Origin of the sequence: Cytobacillus solani, assembly GCF_006704205.1 — a bacterium.
GTDB classification, from domain to species: Bacteria; Bacillota; Bacilli; order Bacillales; family Cytobacillaceae; genus Cytobacillus; species Cytobacillus solani.
In genome coordinates this window covers 4,602,603-4,619,801 of sequence record NZ_CP041305.1, presented here as the reverse complement: position 1 = coordinate 4,619,801, position 17,199 = coordinate 4,602,603, and the positions used below count along the sequence as shown (strand labels likewise).

Genomic DNA, 17,199 nt, shown 5'->3' with positions numbered 1-17,199 from the left:
AATGTTTGTTTCAACGAGGGAAATTGAAGTCAGATATGCGGAGACTGATCAAATGGGTGTTGTTTATCATGCTAATTATCTAATCTGGATGGAGTTAGGACGCACTCAGCTTATTAAGGATTTAGGCTTTAATTATGCCGAATTAGAGAAGGATGGAATTCTATCACCTGTAATGGATATCCAAGCATCCTATAAAAAACCGCTCCTTTATGGGCAAAAGGCGATTGTGAAAACATGGATTGATGAGTATGATGGCTTACGCGTCAATTATGGGTATGAAATTTTTAATGAAGATGGAGATTTAGCTGTTACTGGTCTTACTAAACATGTATGTGTGAAAAAGGATTCCTTCCGACCGCTTTCGATTAGAAAAAAATATCCTGAATGGCTTGAAGCGTATGAAAAAGCAAAGAAACAACCAGTAGAAGCAAATTAATGTTGTGGAGCGTAAGTACTTTGGAAGTTATCGCTCCTTATCTCTCTTTTTTATATGATTGGTGGTGCAGGCTTTGGCATTTGGTTTAAAAAAGAAAGACATAAGAGATTGGAAAACTAAGATTGATCAAGGAGAATTAGCCTTTATAACACATTATTGGCTGGATGACCGCTTTCCTGGATATAAAACAGTGACTAAAGTTGGCTGCAGCGATATGAACCGCCTTATTGAATGGGGCATGAAGCATCAATTACGGCCCGAATGGATACATAAGCGGAAAGATGGCTATTCCCATTTTGATTTAATTGGGGAACATCAAGCGAAGATATTAGAAGCAGAAGGGCTTGAAGATCATATTTGGGAAGGAAAAAAGAGTTAGCAGAACATGTCTGTAACTCTTTTTTTGTTATTTTTCGTATTTAAATTCAGGCTCTTTAGCTTTTTCATTAAATTCAACAAAGAGATTATGGTTATCGAAATACCACAGATCTTTTTGCTCAATATAATAGGTAATGCCATCTTTTGTTGTTGATGTGCCAGCATCAAGTGGCTCTTCATTTGAAATGCCTAACGAAAAACCTTGCTGTACAGTGCTGTGACCGCCATATCGGGCAAAAAAACGAACGTAAGCGCCTGCATTCAGCTCCATTTCCTCTTTATACCAGTTAGCAGCTTGGTCATTAATTATTATTTTCAATTGAAACATCCTCCTTTAAGCAACTTTAGTTTATTTTCTGTCCTTGAATGAAAAATAAATCATTGCATTCTAATATACCCTTATTCAATAAACGGAATCAGCCCGCTCAGGATCATCAGGCAATTAAATACAATATGCCAGATCACCGCGGGAAAAAGACTTCCTGAACGAATCGTTATGCCCGCATAGAAGAAACCGCCAATTGCAAAACCAAAGCAAGTTAGAATGGAGTAGCCCAGTATTAAATGTGATAGACCAAAGGCTATTCCCGAAAAAAGCAAGGCGGCTTTTTCACCAGCAAGATTGACCATGCTAGTAAGTATGATTCCTCTCCATAATATCTCTTCCAATAGTCCATTTATTATTGAAAAAAATAGTAAGAAAAGGAGGAGATGAAGGCTCATACTAGGATTAGTTTTTAATATAAAGGGAGTGAAAATAGCAATATTTATACTTATTGCAAAGAGCAAGAATCCCTTAATAGAAATGGAGTGAAAACCATCCCAAATAAAGGGAAAAGTAATTTTTGCTTGCCAATCAGGCCTTGACCAATACAGAACTGATTTTTCACCAAACTTCCTTGCAACATAAAACATGATTACAATAGGGAATAAAAGTAAACACCGACTAAGAACCATTAAGATGTTTACATGGTAGGGGAGACTGTCAATGAAGCGGTCCCCAAAAAGATAAAATAAGTAGCCGATGCTATAGGCTGCTAACCCCCATAAAAACACACGTTTTTGTTTTGCAAAAATTGCTAAGTAAAGAATACATGCAAGTAAGAGGGTAAAAGCGATAGTGAACTGTTTAAATTGAACAATGACAATAATGATAACAAATAATAAAAGCTGTAAATAGGGTAGAATCTTTTTATGCTTTACTGAAATCACCATTGTGTTCACTCCTTCAAAAGCCATCAAGTCATTCTACCACTTTTAACCTCATTTTTCTTATTTTAGCACTTACTAATAGTAGAATAAATGAATAAAAGAAAGAGCAATTTTGCTTGCTCCTTCTCTACATATATTTTTTCTTATATAGATGTTATAAAATGCTTAATCAATTTTCTTAATTCAAAGCTTAGCTTATGTAGATTCTCGGAGATAGACTTTAACTCATGAACAGCTTGCTGCTGTTCTTTCGTCATATTTGTTACTTCCTGAACTCCTGCAGAAGTATGCTCAGAGATGGCAATAACACTATCAACCGAGGTAGAAATCGATTGACTGCTATATGAAAGGGTGGCACTTACTCCTGCAATTTCATCAATATCTTTTGTTAGGTGTTCGATAAATTGAATCATATTATCATAACTGTTCGCTGTATTCTTCACCATTTCTGCACCTTGGACTGCTGATTCCTTTCCAAGATCAATATTTTTAAAGGCTTCAGAAGAATCCCTTTGTATTTCTGTAATTAACGCTGAGATTTTTCCTACAGAATCACTGCTTTGCTCAGCAAGCTTTTTGACTTCCTGTGCCACTACTGCAAACCCTTTGCCTTGTTCACCTGCTCTTGCTGCTTCAATCGCTGCATTAAGGGACAGTAAATTTGTTTGCTCTGCAATATCCTAAATGAATGTCGTAATGTCATTAATCGTTTGAAGCTTTTGGTCCAGTTCTTTCATAATCGTGGTGGAATCGACCGATTGGGCAACGATTCGGTTCATTTTAATTCTCATATTCTCCATCGCTGCCGGCAAATCCCTCACCCTTTTTAAAAGTTCGTGTCGCAGCTGATAATGCACTGATTCGTGAATATTCCCTTATCACTAATTGGTTCTCTTTTACCTCAAACAAGGATATAGACTTATCATTTAGATCTTTCTGTAAAACTGTTACACATTCCGTGAGAGTATCACGTAAAAGCTTGTCTACAAAATTCTCATTCCTATTTACATAATAATTGAATGAATCGAGCAATCTGTTTGCATTATCATTATGCCTTACATGAATCATTATTTTTGTTTCATAATTTTTATTAATTTCCACTAATTGTTTACTTTTATTTTGTAAATCCTTTATTACCGCTTTTTGCATTATGAAAAATTTCCTAAGTTCAGAATATTCACTGGCAGTAGGATTTTTCTTGAAACTTGGATCAAAGAAAAAATTGGTCAGCATTTACACTTTGAAATTCATAGACCATTTTATAAGTATCAACCTAGTAATAGTGTAAACCCATTGCTCTATATTGCTCCGCCTAGCCCTTGATGAAAAGAGTGTGAAGAATGAAGAGAAAAATTATAGTAACTGTAATTGTTATATTGCTTGTGGTTACAACCTATTTAATCATAAAAACCACTGTTCTCTCGAAAGTATCCAAATTTGAAAAAAGCAATGTTGAACTCATTGAAACTGGAAAAAAAGAAAAAGAGGCGGCAATGCAGGATGGAAAGGAACCCAAGAAGGAACTTGAAGTCAAGAGCAAATTCAAGATGATTTGTTCAACAGAAAAGAAAAGGACAAAGAAAAGTTAGTACAGGATATTTTATCTCGTCTCACAAGAGACGGCAAGTTGACTACAGTTAAAGTACTTAAAGGGATGATGGTGTTTGAGAAAGACAGCATCAGAGTGATTTGTGATCTATTCTATGAAGATAGGCAGTCACCTGTAAGGGTCAATATAAAAGTTAAAAAAGAAAAAATGGAACATTTGCCTCATGGAGACACTGATTATCATGATATCTCAGAATACTACTATATTGACTCATCGGTTTGGGAAATCATAAATAAGATTGAGAATAGTAGGTGATAACATATGATTGCTGATGAACTAATTGGAAATGGAATTCGACTCTTTTAATTATTGTTTGTCCCGCTATTTGGGTTAATATTTTTAATATCGTTATTCTTCTTCTTGTTTGCTTTTAAAAATCCATACAAACGTAGAAAAGCTTATTTATTCTCAATTGGTGGTTCAGTAGGAATGTTGCTTGCTCTATATTTACCGGTGATTATTATTTATTTTATAGGGTCTAAGAATCTTCCAGAAAACACAGATGCAACTATACGAGATGTAGTAGACATTACATTGCCTTGGGGAGAAGTAGTTTACGAAATCGTAAAAGTACTATTTGAACCAATGATTTACGTCGGTTTCTTCATAGGAGCAGGGGTCTGGTTATTAGCAGCTAAAAATCCCGCCAGAAAACGGATTGGCATGGGGATGGTTTTTGAAGCTCCTTTGGTTTGGACATTCTTGCAAATTTCACCTGATATATACTACTTTTTTGTACCTAAATAAATATTGAACATAATACTACCAGCTACCTTACTATTAGGTAGCTTTTTAAATTTTTATGTAAGTCTCTATTTTTACTAATTAAAAATCTTGTGTTGATATGAAGCCGATGAAAAGAGGCTCATAAAGAAATAACTTCTGATGTAGAAAAGGGATTCGTTTCAAAGATATTTGAAACAAATCCTTTTCGCATTTGCATTAATTTTTTCCATCAGATAATTCTATTGCTTCCATATATAATACTTCAATAAATTTTTTGATGTTAACTCTTAGCGGCATCATGTTACCGTTAGACTTACCTTCAATCTCAAGCATCTTCTTCCGTATAACGGAATAATCAAAGAATGTTGAAGCATATAATTCAAATTTAGGGTTTGTGTAATCAGTCAATCCTAATGAAGCGACATGCTCTAAGGCACGGTGAATGATTCTCCTGACCCGTTGCTCACAGGCCTTCATTTCCCGCTTTAGAGAACTTTCATCATTTTCTATCTCCAAAAGATTTTCTGCAACCTTTTCAAACAATGTTTTTAATGGTGGAAATGGAGTACCATCTTTATGCTTTTCTAATGAATACAAATACTTAATAATGGCTAACAAATCCCGATATCCACAATCCCCAACGATTCCTAAATCCAATAATATAGATTTTCCAGAAGAAACAACCAGCATAGCTGGATCCTCCTGTTCTTTGTGGACCATACCCTCTGTTTGAAAGCCTGCCAATGATTTTAGTGAATCTTGGATATTAATAATCGATTTCTCCCTTAAATAATGTTCCGTGACTTTTTTAATTACAGTAACCACTTCACATTTATTAATTGGCTTTGTTATGTAATATTCAATTCCAAGTGAATATGCCTCTGCAACCATTTCTTTCGCATCTACCTGAGAAATCATAATCGTTTTCCCTTTAAATAGAGGACCAAGTTCACGAATCGTTTCGATGCCGTCTCGCTCAGGCATTAATAAATCGATAAGCAAAATATCAATTTCTTTGACAGAAAGAAGTTCACTGCTTATCTCAATTCCATCTTCTGCTTCACCTTTGACAGTCCCCAACTCTTCTTCTTCAATAATTTCAGATAGCATGGCACGAATAGAATATGAGTCGTCTGCAATAAAAAATTTCATTTTGTCACCCGCTCTGATTAATATTCATTATTGGCAGTTGAATAATGAAAGTTGTATTACTAAGTAATTTATCTGTACTTAATCGTATCTCTCCACCTAGATTCTCGATAACTTCCTTAACATGAGACAGCCCAATTCCATTGGATGATTTTCCGCTAGAATCATATTTTGTTGTATATCCTGGCTCAAAAATTAAATCCCTGCATTTTAACGGTATACCGGGACCGTTGTCACTGACTTGAATTTTGATATTGTCATTTACCCTCTCTATCAAAATTAAGATGGATCCTGTATCTTTAATAGCTTCAACAGAATTAGTTACGAGATTGTTAATAACAGAGAGCACCATAAAGGTGTGATATTTACCGTGTCCTCCTTGAATATCTACTAAAATCTCAATCGATTTTCCAAGCTTTTGAGCATACTTTTTATTACACTCAACAACTACCTCGATAATTTCTTCTAATCTCATTAAATCAGTCAAATTTTCTTTTACTTTAAGTTTAGATAAGCCAGCATAAATCCTTTGATGATCTTTCTTGATTTCATGAACCTCACCCGCAATTCTCAATGCCGTTTTCGCATGCGATTGACAGCCTCCTTTTTTTAGTCCCCGATATAGAAAATAGCAGGATTGTGTAATATTCTCTGCATTTTTCATCGATTTCTTTACTTGCACCATTTCAACAAAAAGATTCGAGACTAGCAACAGCATCTCTTCGTTCCTTTTTCTTTGTATTCCTTCTGCTATCTTCGCTTCCCGTAAGATAAAAAGATTAATAAAACCTAAAACAAAAAAGCTGCGAATAAACGCAATCACACTGATCGTAGCAAAGGTTGAAAATGTAAATGGCGCATTTGAAAAGATAACTCTGAAGGATATTTCAATAATACTTGCGATAATTTCATTTACGATTCCAAATAAACCTATAAGAAGCGGTTGAGTGTAATATTTTCTTACATTGAACAGTTGAAAAAACAACCCGTACCCAACATAGTAAAAAAACACCGGAAAAATGTGAGTGAATGATTCCCCCCATATATCTCCTGTTCCATGAAATGTTAACAGCAGCATACGAAAGAAAACCACTGAAATCCCGACTGATAAACCAGCGATAATCGAATTGATTTTTTTAAATATCAATAGAAAAAAGCAAAAAAATGGAGTTCCAAGACTAACTCGGATATCAGCTTCAACTGGGTAAAATTTCAACTCTCCACCTAATGACACAGCAAATATCAGCAATAAATAAGTAAGTAGTTTGTCCTTCATCTTATTTTCTTCCTTCTAGGAAAAATAGTGTTGTAGTCACCCTTATTGTAATGGATTCATTCTTTTTTACCGGATGTAAATATGACAAATTTTTGTATAGAAGAAAACTTTTTAATAAAAAATAAAAAAATAAGATAGTTAGATTCAGTAGATTTCAGTAGGGCACAATTTATGATGAATTCAACATAAACGTTACTAAGAATGCTGTATGCGATTTGCATTATACGTTTATGTTCAGTATTTCACAAATTTAATTATAAAGGGTGGTGACTTATAAATAACAGTAATTTTTATAAATGTTCATCAATTTTTATAAAAAGAGCAAACCTGCAATGAGTTCTATTAAATTGGAGGAAATCAAAATGACATTTTGGATTCAATTCCTAATTTTACTGGCGTGTATTTTTATTGGTGCACGACTTGGTGGTGTTGGTCTTGGAGTAATGGGAGGCGTAGGCCTTGCCATTTTAGTATTCATATTTGGCCTACAGCCTACAACTGCACCTATTGATGTAATGCTGATGATTTTAGCCGTTATCACTGCAGCTGGCGCGCTCCAAGCAGCTGGTGGGATGGAATATTTAGTTTATCTTGCTGAAAAGTCTCTTCGTAAAAATCCAAAGCGTATTACCTTTGTTGCTCCAATCGTTACTTATTTATTCACGCTTTGTGCAGGTACCGGCCATGTTGCTTATTCTGTTCTTCCTGTTATTGCGGAAGTAGCACGTGAGTCAGGGGTAAGACCTGAAAGACCAATGTCGATTGCTGTTATTGCTTCACAGCAGGCGATAACGGCAAGCCCAATTTCAGCAGCAACTGTAGCACTGGTTGCACTATTAGCTGATTTCAAAATTGATTTAATTGATATTTTGATGATTTGTATCCCTTCTACGTTTATCGCATGTATGATTGCGGCATTTGTTTCTAGCAAAATAGGGAAAGAGCTAAATGAAGACCCAGAATATTTGAGACGCCTTGAACAAGGGCTAGCACCAATTAAGAAAGATAAAAAAGAGTATATAGCTACAAAAGAGTCAAAATTATCTGTTGTACTTTTCCTATTAGGAACTTTACTAGTCGTATTATTAGGGTCATTTGAAAAGTTACGTCCAGGCTGGACGATTGATGGCGTGTTCACACGGATGTCAATGCCTGCATCGATTGAGATCATTATGCTAACGATCGCAGCTTTAGTTATTATTTTTTGCAAACCGAATATTGAAGAAATTGTTTCGGGCAGCATTTTCAAAGCGGGAGCAACTGCAGTCGTGGCTATTTTTGGTATAGCATGGATGGGTGATACCTTTTTTAACGGTAATATTGAAATAATTTCTGGCTCTATTTCTAGCCTTGTTACTCAAGCACCATGGCTTTTCGCTATAGCATTATTCGCTTTATCTATCTTGCTTTATAGCCAAGCAGCAACAGTACGGACACTAATGCCACTTGGAATTTCATTAGGGATAAATCCAGCTTTATTAATTGCAATGTTCCCTGCAGTGAATGGATACTTTTTTATCCCTAACTATCCTACAGTCGTTGCTGCCATTAACTTTGACCGAACAGGCACGACAAGAATCGGTAAATATATTTTGAATCACAGCTTCATGGTACCTGGATTAGTCGCGACTGTTTTAGCTGTTGGTATTGGAATTCTACTAAGCATGATTGTTTTATGAGAAAACACATGGACTCTTTATCCAAATGAAACAAGGCGTTGAGAGAAGCTAGCAGTACATGTTCAATAAATTATACATTTGCATCAATTTAAATAAGCCATAAAATCGGCAAAAAACAGTGGAGATGATTATTGTGATAAACACAGATCAATTTCGTATTGAGAAAGACTTTTTAGGTGAAAAGCAAGTTCCTGCAAATGCATACTATGGAATTCAAACATTGAGAGCAATTGAAAACTTCCCGATCACTGGATACCGAATTGATGAGGCACTGATTAAAGCGATGGGAATCGTAAAAAAATGTTCAGCCCTTGCAAATGCGGAAATTGGACAGTTGAATGGTGAAATTGCTGAAGCTATTGTAAAAGCGGCTGACGAAGTTATAGAAGGGAAGTTATCAGATCAGTTTATTGTCGACCCGATTCAGGGAGGTGCCGGCACTTCCATTAATATGAACGCAAATGAAGTCATTGCAAACCGTGCTTTGGAAATATCAGGAGAGAATAAAGGCTCATATAGCATTATTAGCCCTAACTCTCATGTGAATATGGCTCAATCAACTAACGATGCTTTCCCGACTGCTATTCATCTTTCTACATTGGCATCTTTAGAGGGACTTCTTGAGGTAATGGACGGGCTGCATGAAGAATTCTTACATAAAGCTCAAGAATTCGACGGTTTTATCAAAATGGGACGCACACATCTACAAGATGCTGTACCTATTCGCCTAGGGCAGGAATTTGCAGCGTATGCCCAAGTCCTAAAAAGAGATATTAAACGCATTCAAGCATCAAAAGAAAACTTATATGCAATAAATATGGGGGCAACAGCAGTTGGAACTGGTTTAAACGCTGATCCGAATTATATAGAGAAAGTAGTACGAAAAATAGCATACTATAGCGACCTCCCTATTACTGGAGTAGAAGACCTGGTAGACGGAACCCAAAATACAGATTGCTATATAGAAGTGTCTTCCGCTTTAAGAATATGCATGTTAAACATGTCAAAAATAGCAAATGATTTAAGACTGATGGCTTCCGGCCCTCGCTGCGGACTAGGGGAAATTAATCTGCCAGCTCGTCAGCCAGGATCATCTATTATGCCTGGTAAAGTAAATCCTGTTATGGCTGAAGTGTTGAATCAAAGTGCCTTCCAAGTAATAGGGAATGATACAACAATAAGTATGGCGACTGAAGCTGGTCAATTTGACCTAAACGTTATGGAGCCTGTAATTGTATTCAACTTATTACAATCAATTAAGATCATGAAAAATGTCTTTCATGTCTTCCGTGAATATTGTTTAAGCGGGATTACAGCAAATATTAATCAGATGGAAGCTTACGTGAATAATAGTGTGGGTATCATTACAGCTATTAATCCGCACGTTGGTTATGAGACTGCTGCATCTATTGCTAAAGAAGCCATAATGGAAAAAAGAGCAGTGAGAGACATCGTACTTGAAAGAGGAGTATTAACAGAAATAGAGTTAGATACAATTCTAAATCCATTCGAAATGACTCATCCGGGCATTTCTGGAAAAGAATTGCTGAAGACGAAAGAAAAAGCGAAAGAAGCAGTTTTAGTTTAACTGATTAAATAAATATTATTGAGATGAAGTAACTAGAGGACAATCTATTATTTTCAATCACTCAAGCTACTCTAGTAAAAAGAGTATAACGGGGTGAGGTTCACCTGCCTCCTCCCCGTTTCTATTAATTAATATGAAATAGCAATCTCTGAAAATTTTTATAAGTTTTGGCTATGTTAAAGCTCAGTGTTGATAATGCTATTTTGTTGTTGATTTTCGCTGCAGGTGTGTGCTTACAGCGGAAATCAACAGGGAAGTTTAACATAGCCAAAGGCTTTGTTAGTATACAGTGCTTTTTTAAAAAGTTTTATAGATATGGAGGCATTCTTCATGTTCAAATATGATGTTGTTGTAGTTGGTGCTGGTGGAGCTGGAATGATGGCAGCTCTTTATGCCAGTAAAGATCCAAGCTTAAAAGTAGCAGTCCTTAGTAAAATATTCCCCACCCGTTCCCATACAGGTGCAGCTCAAGGCGGAATCAATGCAGCTATGGGTTATCGTGATAATAGCGATTCTGCTGAAAAGCATTTTAGAGATACAGTAAAGGGCAGCGATTTCCTTGCAGATCAAGATGCTGTCGAGTTTTTCACCACTCATATGCCGGAACTTATATCTGAGCTTGATTATATGGGGGTTCCGTTCTCTCGCGATAAAAATGGAAAGGTTGCACAACGTCCTTTCGGCGGTGCATCAAGTCCAAGAACCTGTTATTCCGCAGATAAAACAGGGCATGTCATTCTCCACGCTTTATATGAACAATGTTTAAAGAATAATGTTCGCTTTCACAATGACTGGTATTTACTATCTCTAGCAGTTGATAACGGTCATTTTGAAGGGTTAGTTGCAATGGATATCCGTACAGCCAAAGTTCATGCTATCCAAGCTAAGGCAGTAGTTATTGCAACAGGCGGCTATGGCCGTGTGTACTGGAGCAGAACAACGAATGCGATTAATATGACAGGAGATGGAACAGCAGCATGCTTCGACATTGGGATTCCATTAAAGGATCCAGAATTTGTTCAATTCCATCCAACTGGTCTTGCTTCTACAGGCGTTCTTTTATCTGAAGCATGTCGAGGTGAAGGCGGATATTTAATCAATAAAGACGGCGAACGATTTATGGCACGCTACGCACCAGATAAAATGGAGCTCGGTCCGCGTGATCTCGTTTCACGTTCGATTGAAACAGAAATTAAAGAGGGTCGAGGCTTTGGTGATGGGATGGGTTCTTACGTATTAATGGATTTACGGCACTTAGGCGAGGAAAAAATTATGGAACGTCTGCCGCAAGTTCGTGAATTAGCAATGGACTTTGAAGGTGTCGACCTCGTTAAAGAACCTGTGCCAATACGACCTAGCTGCCACTACATGATGGGCGGTATCCATATAGTAGATCACAAAACTTGCGCTACACCTATCGAAGGAATTCATGCAGCTGGTGAATGCTGTGCAGTTTCCATTCACGGTGCTAATCGATTGGGTGGCAATTCAGTTGCCGACGTCGTATTATTTGGAAAATATGCTGGACAAGGTGCGCAGCAATCAGCAAAAAAACGATCATTTACTTCGACAGCGAAACTGGAGCTAGAGAAAATAAAGTGGACTGAAAAATTCGATTTAATCCGTAAGAAAAAAACAGGAATCAATATGTTTGAAATTCGTGACAAGATGGCTGAAACAATGTGGTACAATGTAGGAATTTTCCGTACAGAAGACGAAATGAAACAAGCTTACTACACGATTGAAGACCTGCTTGAGCAATTCAAGGATGCTTTTATTGGTGATTCCTCCGAATCCTACAATATGGCATTCATAAACTATGTTGAAATCAGCAACCTGTTAAAGCTCGCAAAAGCAGTAACATTGGGGGCAATCAATCGAAAAGAGAGCCGCGGTTCTCATTCGAGAGGAGATTATCCAACTAGGGATGATGAAAATTTCTTAAAGCATACGCTGATTTATAACGAAGGAGAATATTATCGCCTAGAATATAGCCCGGTCACCATTACGAAATATCAACCGGAGGAGCGTAAATACTAATGAGAACGATACATTATAAAATCAAACGATTCGACGGGAAAAGAGAATGGTATCAAGACTATCAATTACAATACGAAAAAGGCAAAACGATTCTGTGGGCCTTAACAGCAATACGTGAACAATTAGATCCAACGCTTGTTTTTACATCAGCTTGTCGCCACGCGATTTGTGGCAGCTGTGCAATTAAAGTCAATGGAAAGTCATTTTTGGCTTGTAAAACATCACTTGATGAAGTATTAGAAACCTTCAAATCCGACTATCTTGTATTTGAACCATTAAGCAATTTTGAGGTTATAAAAGATCTCGCCATTGCTTGGGAGCCAAAGATGGAAAAAATGAAGCAGGTGAAACCTTGGTTAATTCCGTCAAACAAAGGCAGTGTCGAAAGAGGATTTATCCAAAGTGAAGATGATTTTCACGAAATATCCTCTCCAACAGACTGTATTCTTTGTGGGGTATGTACATCGGAATGTAACCAATTAGCTGTTAATGACGGTACTTATTTAGACCCATTCATTTTAAATCGAGCCTATCGTTTTTCCGTGGATTCAAGAGATTGTGCTCCAGAAGAGCATATTCGCCCAGTATATGAAAATGAGCTTTGGAAATGCATACACTGTATGCAATGTATATCAAGCTGTCCGAAAGGAATACCATTAACAGACGAGATTGCCTATTTGAGACAGGAATCCATCAAAATGGGCGAAGTCAATAATCAAGGTGCAAAACATGCTTTTGCCTTCTATGATGACGTTCGGAATAAAGGTCGTTTAAATGAAACAATGCTCCCAATTAAGACGGACGGATTGTTAAAAACAGCCACAACTAAAATTCCTTTTGCCCTGCGTATGATCAAAAAAGGAAAAATCAATCCATTTCATATGCCTAAAGCTATTGAAGGTATTAAAGGCGTAAAGGAAATTTACAAATATGCCGAGGAGGTCAAACACTCATGAGATACGCTTTTTTCCCAGGATGTACATTAGAATCAGCTGCAGAGGAACTCATGATTTCGACAATGAAGGTTGCAGAGGCCTTAGGAATTGAATTAATTGAGCTAAAAGGTTGGACATGCTGTGGAGCAAGCCATATTCAAGATATAGATGATTTTTTAGCCACCTCCATCAATGCTCGTAATATTGCTTTAGGAGAGAAACTGGGTGTTTCGAAAATTATCACGGTTTGTAATACATGTACACTAATGCTTCGTACTGCAAAGGCTAAGCTTGATAAAAATAAAAAGCTGCGTACTAGGGTGAACGAAAGCTTAAGAAGTACTGGTATGCAATATAAAGGCAACGTCGAAGTAACCCATCTGCTGTGGGCGTTAATTGAAGATTACGGCCTTGACCGCTTGAAGGAAAAAGTAAAGCGTCCGCTAACAGGCTTGAAGGTAGCAAATTTTTATGGCTGTCATATCTTAATGCCACCGAAAATTATGGGTTTCGAAAATCACATGAACCCTCAATCAATGGAAATGATTGCTGAAGTACTTGGCGCTGAAAGTGTAAAGTTTGACCAACGTCTAGCATGCTGCGGATTTCATGCTGTCTTTCCAGCAGAAAAAGAGGTAATGAACTTAACAGGAATGAACTGTTTGTCACCAAAAGCTTCTGGTGCTGATTGTTTAATTACTCCATGCCCATTATGCCAGATGCAACTAGATGCTTATCAGCCAGATGCACAAAAAGGTTTCTCTAAAGATATTACAATGCCTGTACTTCATCTGCCACAATTAATCGGTCTTGCTCTTGGATTTTCACCACAGGAGCTTGCGATCCAACGCCATGTGGTCGATGCTATTCCTGTATTAACCGAAAATGTATTAGTTTAAAAATAGTTTGTTTAAATTCGCAGATTGAAATTAGCAAATAATCCTTTTTATCAATAAATTAGTAAAATCACTGCACTACCGAGTAGATTCCTTCTGTGCTATTTTCGATCAATCTATTACTGGAGACGAATGGCATGAAATATATTTATCAAAAAAATGCAAAGCTTGTTGGTCATATTGAAGAAAAAGTCCTTTGTCTATTAAATAGTAAGGATGACTGGATTCATGACCAATATCGTGAAAGCTTCATTATCCATGGTACTATTTATTCATCCAATATGCCTTTTCACCCACAGTCTATTTCGATTACAGGCTATTTCCAAGATGAAGAGACAGGAAAATGGATTAAAGTTAAAAATGGGGTTGCAATTCTCAACTCTGAAGACCCTTCTATTAGTTGGAAGATGAGTTTTGAAGAACTTGTCTCGATCCATTTTAAAACAGGTAAATATATAAAGCTAAAGCATCCTATTAACCCTAATTTAAAGCGAAAACAGAACTTTAATTAAACTTTTCACCCCACCTACTCTGAGCTAAAATATCAGTCTTATATCTATATACATTCAAAAACCAGACTCCCTTACGCTAAAGGAATCTGGTTTTCATATGTAAAGAGATATATTGTTTCTTCATTCATTTTCCACAAGTTACTATCGAGTACCAAATGAATGTCCCGTTATGAAACTCCGGCTATTTTTATCATAAATTTTGTAAAATCTCTGTTCGTCGATATTTCTTTAGTTCTTAGTTTAATAAAATCAACACTGGACAATATATAAAAAACACATTTAAAAACATTCTTCTGTCTTTTGAATCCGGTTAGGAAGCTTTTTTTCCTTTACTGCTTGCAAAAATATGATATACAGGAGTGGGAAAAGTGGTCAGAGATAAAGGTACAATCATTCATATTTTATTGCTGCTGCTTGTTGTTTCAGTTTTTATATGGTCAGTTATTCGGCCAGCCGGATACTTAATATGGACAATGGAAGTGCTTCCTGCCGTTGTAGTACTTGTTATTGTAATTGTTACCTATAATAAGTTTCGTCTTACCACGCTATCTTATGTCATTATTGCCATACTATCAATTACTATGTTCATTGGCGGACATTATACGTACTCAAAGGTTCCTCTTTTCAATTGGATAAAAGATTATTTTGATCTAAATCGCAATCACTATGACAGGTTCGGGCATTTCTTGAAGGGGTTATTTGCAATTGTGATAAGAGAAATTTTAATAAGGAAAACACCGCTAGTAAGAGGTCCATGGTTATTAGCAGTTACATTAAGTTTTTCACTTTCCATTGGAGCTTTATATGAAATTACTGAATGGCTTGCTTCAAAAATAACAAAAGGCAAAAAAGCATCTACAGAATTTTTAGGGACACAGGGTGATGTTTGGGATTCACAGTGGGATATGTCATTAACATTGGTGGGTTCTATATTAGCAATAATCATCTTTTCAAAGTTACATAACAAGCTGTTAGAAAAAAAACGGTAATGGCTGGCATTATTCACGAGTCCATCCAGCCAACCATCCTCTTTTTAACTCGTTTTATCATCTAGTAGACACTTTTTATCTCATCTACTTCAACTATTGATCAGCAATTAGCCCATCTTTACGCATTTCTGCAACAGCCTTCGCTCCATTTTCTGCATCTAGACAACCCATCAGCACATGGTCTTCTCTATTTTACTTCGTTTCATAACTTGAATTTAATCTGTAACAACCAATTCTTCTCTGTAGCTGATCATGTACGGAAAATTCAATACCCCTGTACAAAGATGGATGAAATTAAAGAATCTAACCAAAATAATAATGACAATTTTACAATTCTTTAAAAGGAGCAGATAGAATGAAAAAACAGTTTCTGAAGTTAGTGTTATTATTTATGTCTTTTGCTATGATATTTTCTCCATTATCAGCAGAGGCGCAGGGAAATGTACCCCAAGAAAAGCGTATTAGCCAAGCAGCATGTCAGCTGAAGGGGGACTTAAGAAAACTTTGGACAGACCATGTCATGTGGACGAGGCTTTATATTGTAAGCGCGTTGGAAGGTCTGGATGATCAAGAAAATGTACTAGGGAGATTATTAGAAAATCAAGAGGACTTAGGGGATTTTTTTAAGACGTATTATGGAGAAGCTGCGGGCAACAAACTGACTAAGCTGTTAAAGGACCATATCCTCATCGCAGGAAAAGTGGTTGATGCTGCAAAAAGCGGTAACAAAGCTAATTTGGAAAAATTCAATAAAGAGTGGTATAAAAATGCTGATGATATAGCCGATTTCCTTAGCAAAGCCAATCCAAATTGGCCAAAAGCAGAATTAAAGAAGCTGTTGGAAATACATTTAGAATTAATTACAGAGGATGTTGCTGCAAGACTCGTAAAAGATTGGGAAGCAAGTGTCGATGCTTTAGACAAAGGGATCGATCATATTATCATGCTTGCTGACACACTATCAAATGAAATCGTGAAACAATTCCCTAAAAAATTTTAAAACAGTACGAGCAGCGAGTATAACTTTTGACAAACATAAATCAAGTGTCTTCCAAGCATAAGGTCGTCACTTAGGGAAAGAATCCATTTTGAAAAAAGCTTAATCAAAATGGATTCTTTTTTAGCATATTTAAAAAAATCGATAAGAGATATTTTACCCATTACTTATTAATTGAATGAAACCCCATTAAATCTTTTATTTTCTCTGTATTTTCCTTTGACGTTAACATTTCGAGCAGCATAAATGCAACTTCAAAAGCTGTACCAGGATTAGATGAGGTAATAATATTTTCGTCACAGACAATTCGTTGATTCACAACCTGCACTCCGTATTGTTTTAATTGTTCTAACCGCTTGCTAGTTGGATGATTATAAGTGGTCGCTTTTCGATTTTGTAAAACACCGCTATGCGCAACCATTAAAGAGGCTACACAAATCGAGGCAATCGGCTTTTTATGAGAATCGAAATACTGAATTACTTCCTGAAAAGACTCACTAAATGCGTCTTCGTAAAATCCAGCTTCTTCAAATCCGCCAGGAATCGCTAGTGCATCAAATTCATCTAAAACGATATCATCTAATTGCTTTTCAGGTGATACTTGAAAATTCCATGTACATTGCAGTTGAGGATGTAGCCCTACAGTAGTTACTTCCGTAGAACCGTCGCCTTCCCACTTGTTCCAGCCTAGTACATCTGTGAAGACACTCGCTTCTACAGCTTCAAATCCATTTGCTAATAGTAATAATATTTTTTTCAATTTGAACTCCTCCTTTA

General features: G+C 36.5%; 19 protein-coding genes and 1 pseudogene. 13 read left to right on the top strand and 7 right to left on the bottom strand.

Features of this window, described 5'->3' with window-relative positions; translation table 11 throughout:
* The first annotated feature begins 1 nt into the window (after window position 1).
* Together FI644_RS23185 and FI644_RS23180 are read left to right on the top strand one after the other, a co-directional pair.
* Window positions 2-436, top strand: coding sequence for an acyl-CoA thioesterase (locus tag FI644_RS23185; RefSeq protein ID WP_142108865.1), 435 nt, complete (start codon window positions 2-4; stop codon window positions 434-436).
* A 73-nt stretch (window positions 437-509) separates the two neighbouring features.
* A complete protein-coding gene (locus tag FI644_RS23180; protein ID WP_053475917.1) occupies window positions 510-815 on the top strand; it encodes a hypothetical protein in 306 nt (101 codons plus the stop codon).
* A gap of 27 nt (window positions 816-842) precedes the next feature.
* On the opposite strand, the gene FI644_RS23175 is transcribed toward FI644_RS23180, so the two are convergent.
* From FI644_RS23175 to FI644_RS23160, 4 genes and pseudogenes are all read right to left on the bottom strand, one after another.
* On the bottom strand, window positions 843-1,133 hold the full coding sequence (locus FI644_RS23175; protein WP_053475918.1) for a HesB/YadR/YfhF family protein: 291 nt from the start codon (window positions 1,131-1,133) through the stop codon (window positions 843-845).
* An 80-nt stretch (window positions 1,134-1,213) separates the two neighbouring features.
* The gene (locus FI644_RS23170; RefSeq protein ID WP_181758142.1) at window positions 1,214-2,029 is read right to left on the bottom strand and encodes a CPBP family intramembrane glutamic endopeptidase; all 816 of its coding nucleotides are present in this window, start codon (window positions 2,027-2,029) and stop codon (window positions 1,214-1,216) included.
* A gap of 140 nt (window positions 2,030-2,169) precedes the next feature.
* Window positions 2,170-2,712: pseudogene (locus FI644_RS23165) on the bottom strand (methyl-accepting chemotaxis protein); the annotation flags it as partial.
* Between the two features lie 94 nt (window positions 2,713-2,806).
* Entirely contained in the window at window positions 2,807-3,175 is a 369-nt protein-coding gene (locus FI644_RS23160) for a hypothetical protein (protein WP_053475920.1), read from the bottom strand.
* Between the two features lie 191 nt (window positions 3,176-3,366).
* On the opposite strand from FI644_RS23160, the gene FI644_RS23155 reads away from it, so the two are divergent.
* The 3 genes from FI644_RS23155 (at window position 3,367) to FI644_RS23145 (ending at window position 4,382) form a co-directional block, all read left to right on the top strand.
* Window positions 3,367-3,615: a hypothetical protein gene (locus FI644_RS23155; RefSeq protein WP_142108863.1), complete on the top strand. Its 249-nt coding sequence runs from the start codon at window positions 3,367-3,369 to the stop codon at window positions 3,613-3,615.
* 38 nt (window positions 3,616-3,653) lie between these two features.
* Window positions 3,654-3,890, top strand: coding sequence for a hypothetical protein (locus FI644_RS23150; protein WP_142108862.1), 237 nt, complete (start codon window positions 3,654-3,656; stop codon window positions 3,888-3,890).
* 174 nt (window positions 3,891-4,064) lie between these two features.
* The gene (locus FI644_RS23145; protein ID WP_053475922.1) at window positions 4,065-4,382 is read left to right on the top strand and encodes a hypothetical protein; all 318 of its coding nucleotides are present in this window, start codon (window positions 4,065-4,067) and stop codon (window positions 4,380-4,382) included.
* 195 nt (window positions 4,383-4,577) lie between these two features.
* Here the strand turns inward: FI644_RS23145 and FI644_RS23140 are convergent, their stop codons facing one another.
* Window positions 4,578-5,513, bottom strand: a complete 936-nt coding sequence (locus FI644_RS23140) for a response regulator (protein ID WP_056684508.1) — start codon at window positions 5,511-5,513, stop codon at window positions 4,578-4,580.
* Window positions 5,514-5,517: 4 nt separating this feature from the next.
* Window positions 5,518-6,786 (bottom strand): ATP-binding protein, encoded by a 1,269-nt coding sequence (locus tag FI644_RS23135; protein WP_053475924.1) that lies wholly within the window; start codon window positions 6,784-6,786, stop codon window positions 5,518-5,520.
* A 362-nt stretch (window positions 6,787-7,148) separates the two neighbouring features.
* Between FI644_RS23135 and FI644_RS23130 the strand changes: the two genes are divergently transcribed.
* From FI644_RS23130 to FI644_RS23095, 8 genes are all read left to right on the top strand, one after another.
* Window positions 7,149-8,465, top strand: a complete 1,317-nt coding sequence (locus FI644_RS23130) for an anaerobic C4-dicarboxylate transporter family protein (RefSeq protein WP_053475925.1) — start codon at window positions 7,149-7,151, stop codon at window positions 8,463-8,465.
* 124 nt (window positions 8,466-8,589) lie between these two features.
* Entirely contained in the window at window positions 8,590-10,053 is a 1,464-nt protein-coding gene (aspA, locus tag FI644_RS23125; protein WP_053475926.1) for an aspartate ammonia-lyase, read from the top strand.
* A 330-nt stretch (window positions 10,054-10,383) separates the two neighbouring features.
* The gene (locus FI644_RS23120; protein WP_053475927.1) at window positions 10,384-12,093 is read left to right on the top strand and encodes an FAD-dependent oxidoreductase; all 1,710 of its coding nucleotides are present in this window, start codon (window positions 10,384-10,386) and stop codon (window positions 12,091-12,093) included.
* The gene (locus FI644_RS23115) at window positions 12,093-13,049 is read left to right on the top strand and encodes a succinate dehydrogenase/fumarate reductase iron-sulfur subunit (protein ID WP_053475928.1); all 957 of its coding nucleotides are present in this window, start codon (window positions 12,093-12,095) and stop codon (window positions 13,047-13,049) included. Before FI644_RS23120 ends, FI644_RS23115 begins: the two co-directional genes overlap by 1 nt.
* Window positions 13,046-13,927 (top strand): CoB--CoM heterodisulfide reductase iron-sulfur subunit B family protein, encoded by an 882-nt coding sequence (locus tag FI644_RS23110; protein ID WP_053475929.1) that lies wholly within the window; start codon window positions 13,046-13,048, stop codon window positions 13,925-13,927. The genes FI644_RS23115 and FI644_RS23110 overlap by 4 nt, the downstream gene beginning before the upstream one ends.
* Before the next feature lie 134 nt (window positions 13,928-14,061).
* Window positions 14,062-14,436, top strand: a complete 375-nt coding sequence (locus tag FI644_RS23105) for a hypothetical protein (protein WP_056684510.1) — start codon at window positions 14,062-14,064, stop codon at window positions 14,434-14,436.
* Window positions 14,437-14,804: 368 nt separating this feature from the next.
* Window positions 14,805-15,425 (top strand): DUF2238 domain-containing protein, encoded by a 621-nt coding sequence (locus tag FI644_RS23100; RefSeq protein WP_056684513.1) that lies wholly within the window; start codon window positions 14,805-14,807, stop codon window positions 15,423-15,425.
* A gap of 355 nt (window positions 15,426-15,780) precedes the next feature.
* Window positions 15,781-16,425, top strand: a complete 645-nt coding sequence (locus FI644_RS23095; protein WP_053475932.1) for a hypothetical protein — start codon at window positions 15,781-15,783, stop codon at window positions 16,423-16,425.
* Window positions 16,426-16,585: 160 nt separating this feature from the next.
* Here FI644_RS23095 and FI644_RS23090 read toward each other — a convergent pair whose 3' ends face one another.
* On the bottom strand, window positions 16,586-17,182 hold the full coding sequence (locus FI644_RS23090; protein WP_053475933.1) for a DJ-1/PfpI family protein: 597 nt from the start codon (window positions 17,180-17,182) through the stop codon (window positions 16,586-16,588).
* Between the last annotated feature and the right edge of the window lie 17 nt (window positions 17,183-17,199).

What these genes read in the sequence shown, in the direction of transcription:
- FI644_RS23185 (WP_142108865.1), top strand. Translation starts at nt 2, where the DNA reads ATGTTTGTTTCAACGAGGGAAATTGAAGTCAGATATGCGGAGACTGAT.
- FI644_RS23170 (WP_181758142.1), bottom strand. Translation starts at nt 2,029, where the DNA reads ATGGTGATTTCAGTAAAGCATAAAAAGATTCTACCCTATTTACAGCTT.
- FI644_RS23160 (WP_053475920.1), bottom strand. Translation starts at nt 3,175, where the DNA reads ATGCAAAAAGCGGTAATAAAGGATTTACAAAATAAAAGTAAACAATTA.
- FI644_RS23155 (WP_142108863.1), top strand. Translation starts at nt 3,367, where the DNA reads ATGAAGAGAAAAATTATAGTAACTGTAATTGTTATATTGCTTGTGGTT.
- FI644_RS23145 (WP_053475922.1), top strand. Translation starts at nt 4,065, where the DNA reads ATGTTGCTTGCTCTATATTTACCGGTGATTATTATTTATTTTATAGGG.
- FI644_RS23140 (WP_056684508.1), bottom strand. Translation starts at nt 5,513, where the DNA reads ATGAAATTTTTTATTGCAGACGACTCATATTCTATTCGTGCCATGCTA.
- FI644_RS23135 (WP_053475924.1), bottom strand. Translation starts at nt 6,786, where the DNA reads ATGAAGGACAAACTACTTACTTATTTATTGCTGATATTTGCTGTGTCA.
- FI644_RS23130 (WP_053475925.1), top strand. Translation starts at nt 7,149, where the DNA reads ATGACATTTTGGATTCAATTCCTAATTTTACTGGCGTGTATTTTTATT.
- aspA (WP_053475926.1), top strand. Translation starts at nt 8,590, where the DNA reads ATGATTATTGTGATAAACACAGATCAATTTCGTATTGAGAAAGACTTT.
- FI644_RS23120 (WP_053475927.1), top strand. Translation starts at nt 10,384, where the DNA reads ATGTTCAAATATGATGTTGTTGTAGTTGGTGCTGGTGGAGCTGGAATG.
- FI644_RS23115 (WP_053475928.1), top strand. Translation starts at nt 12,093, where the DNA reads ATGAGAACGATACATTATAAAATCAAACGATTCGACGGGAAAAGAGAA.
- FI644_RS23110 (WP_053475929.1), top strand. Translation starts at nt 13,046, where the DNA reads ATGAGATACGCTTTTTTCCCAGGATGTACATTAGAATCAGCTGCAGAG.
- FI644_RS23105 (WP_056684510.1), top strand. Translation starts at nt 14,062, where the DNA reads ATGAAATATATTTATCAAAAAAATGCAAAGCTTGTTGGTCATATTGAA.
- FI644_RS23095 (WP_053475932.1), top strand. Translation starts at nt 15,781, where the DNA reads ATGAAAAAACAGTTTCTGAAGTTAGTGTTATTATTTATGTCTTTTGCT.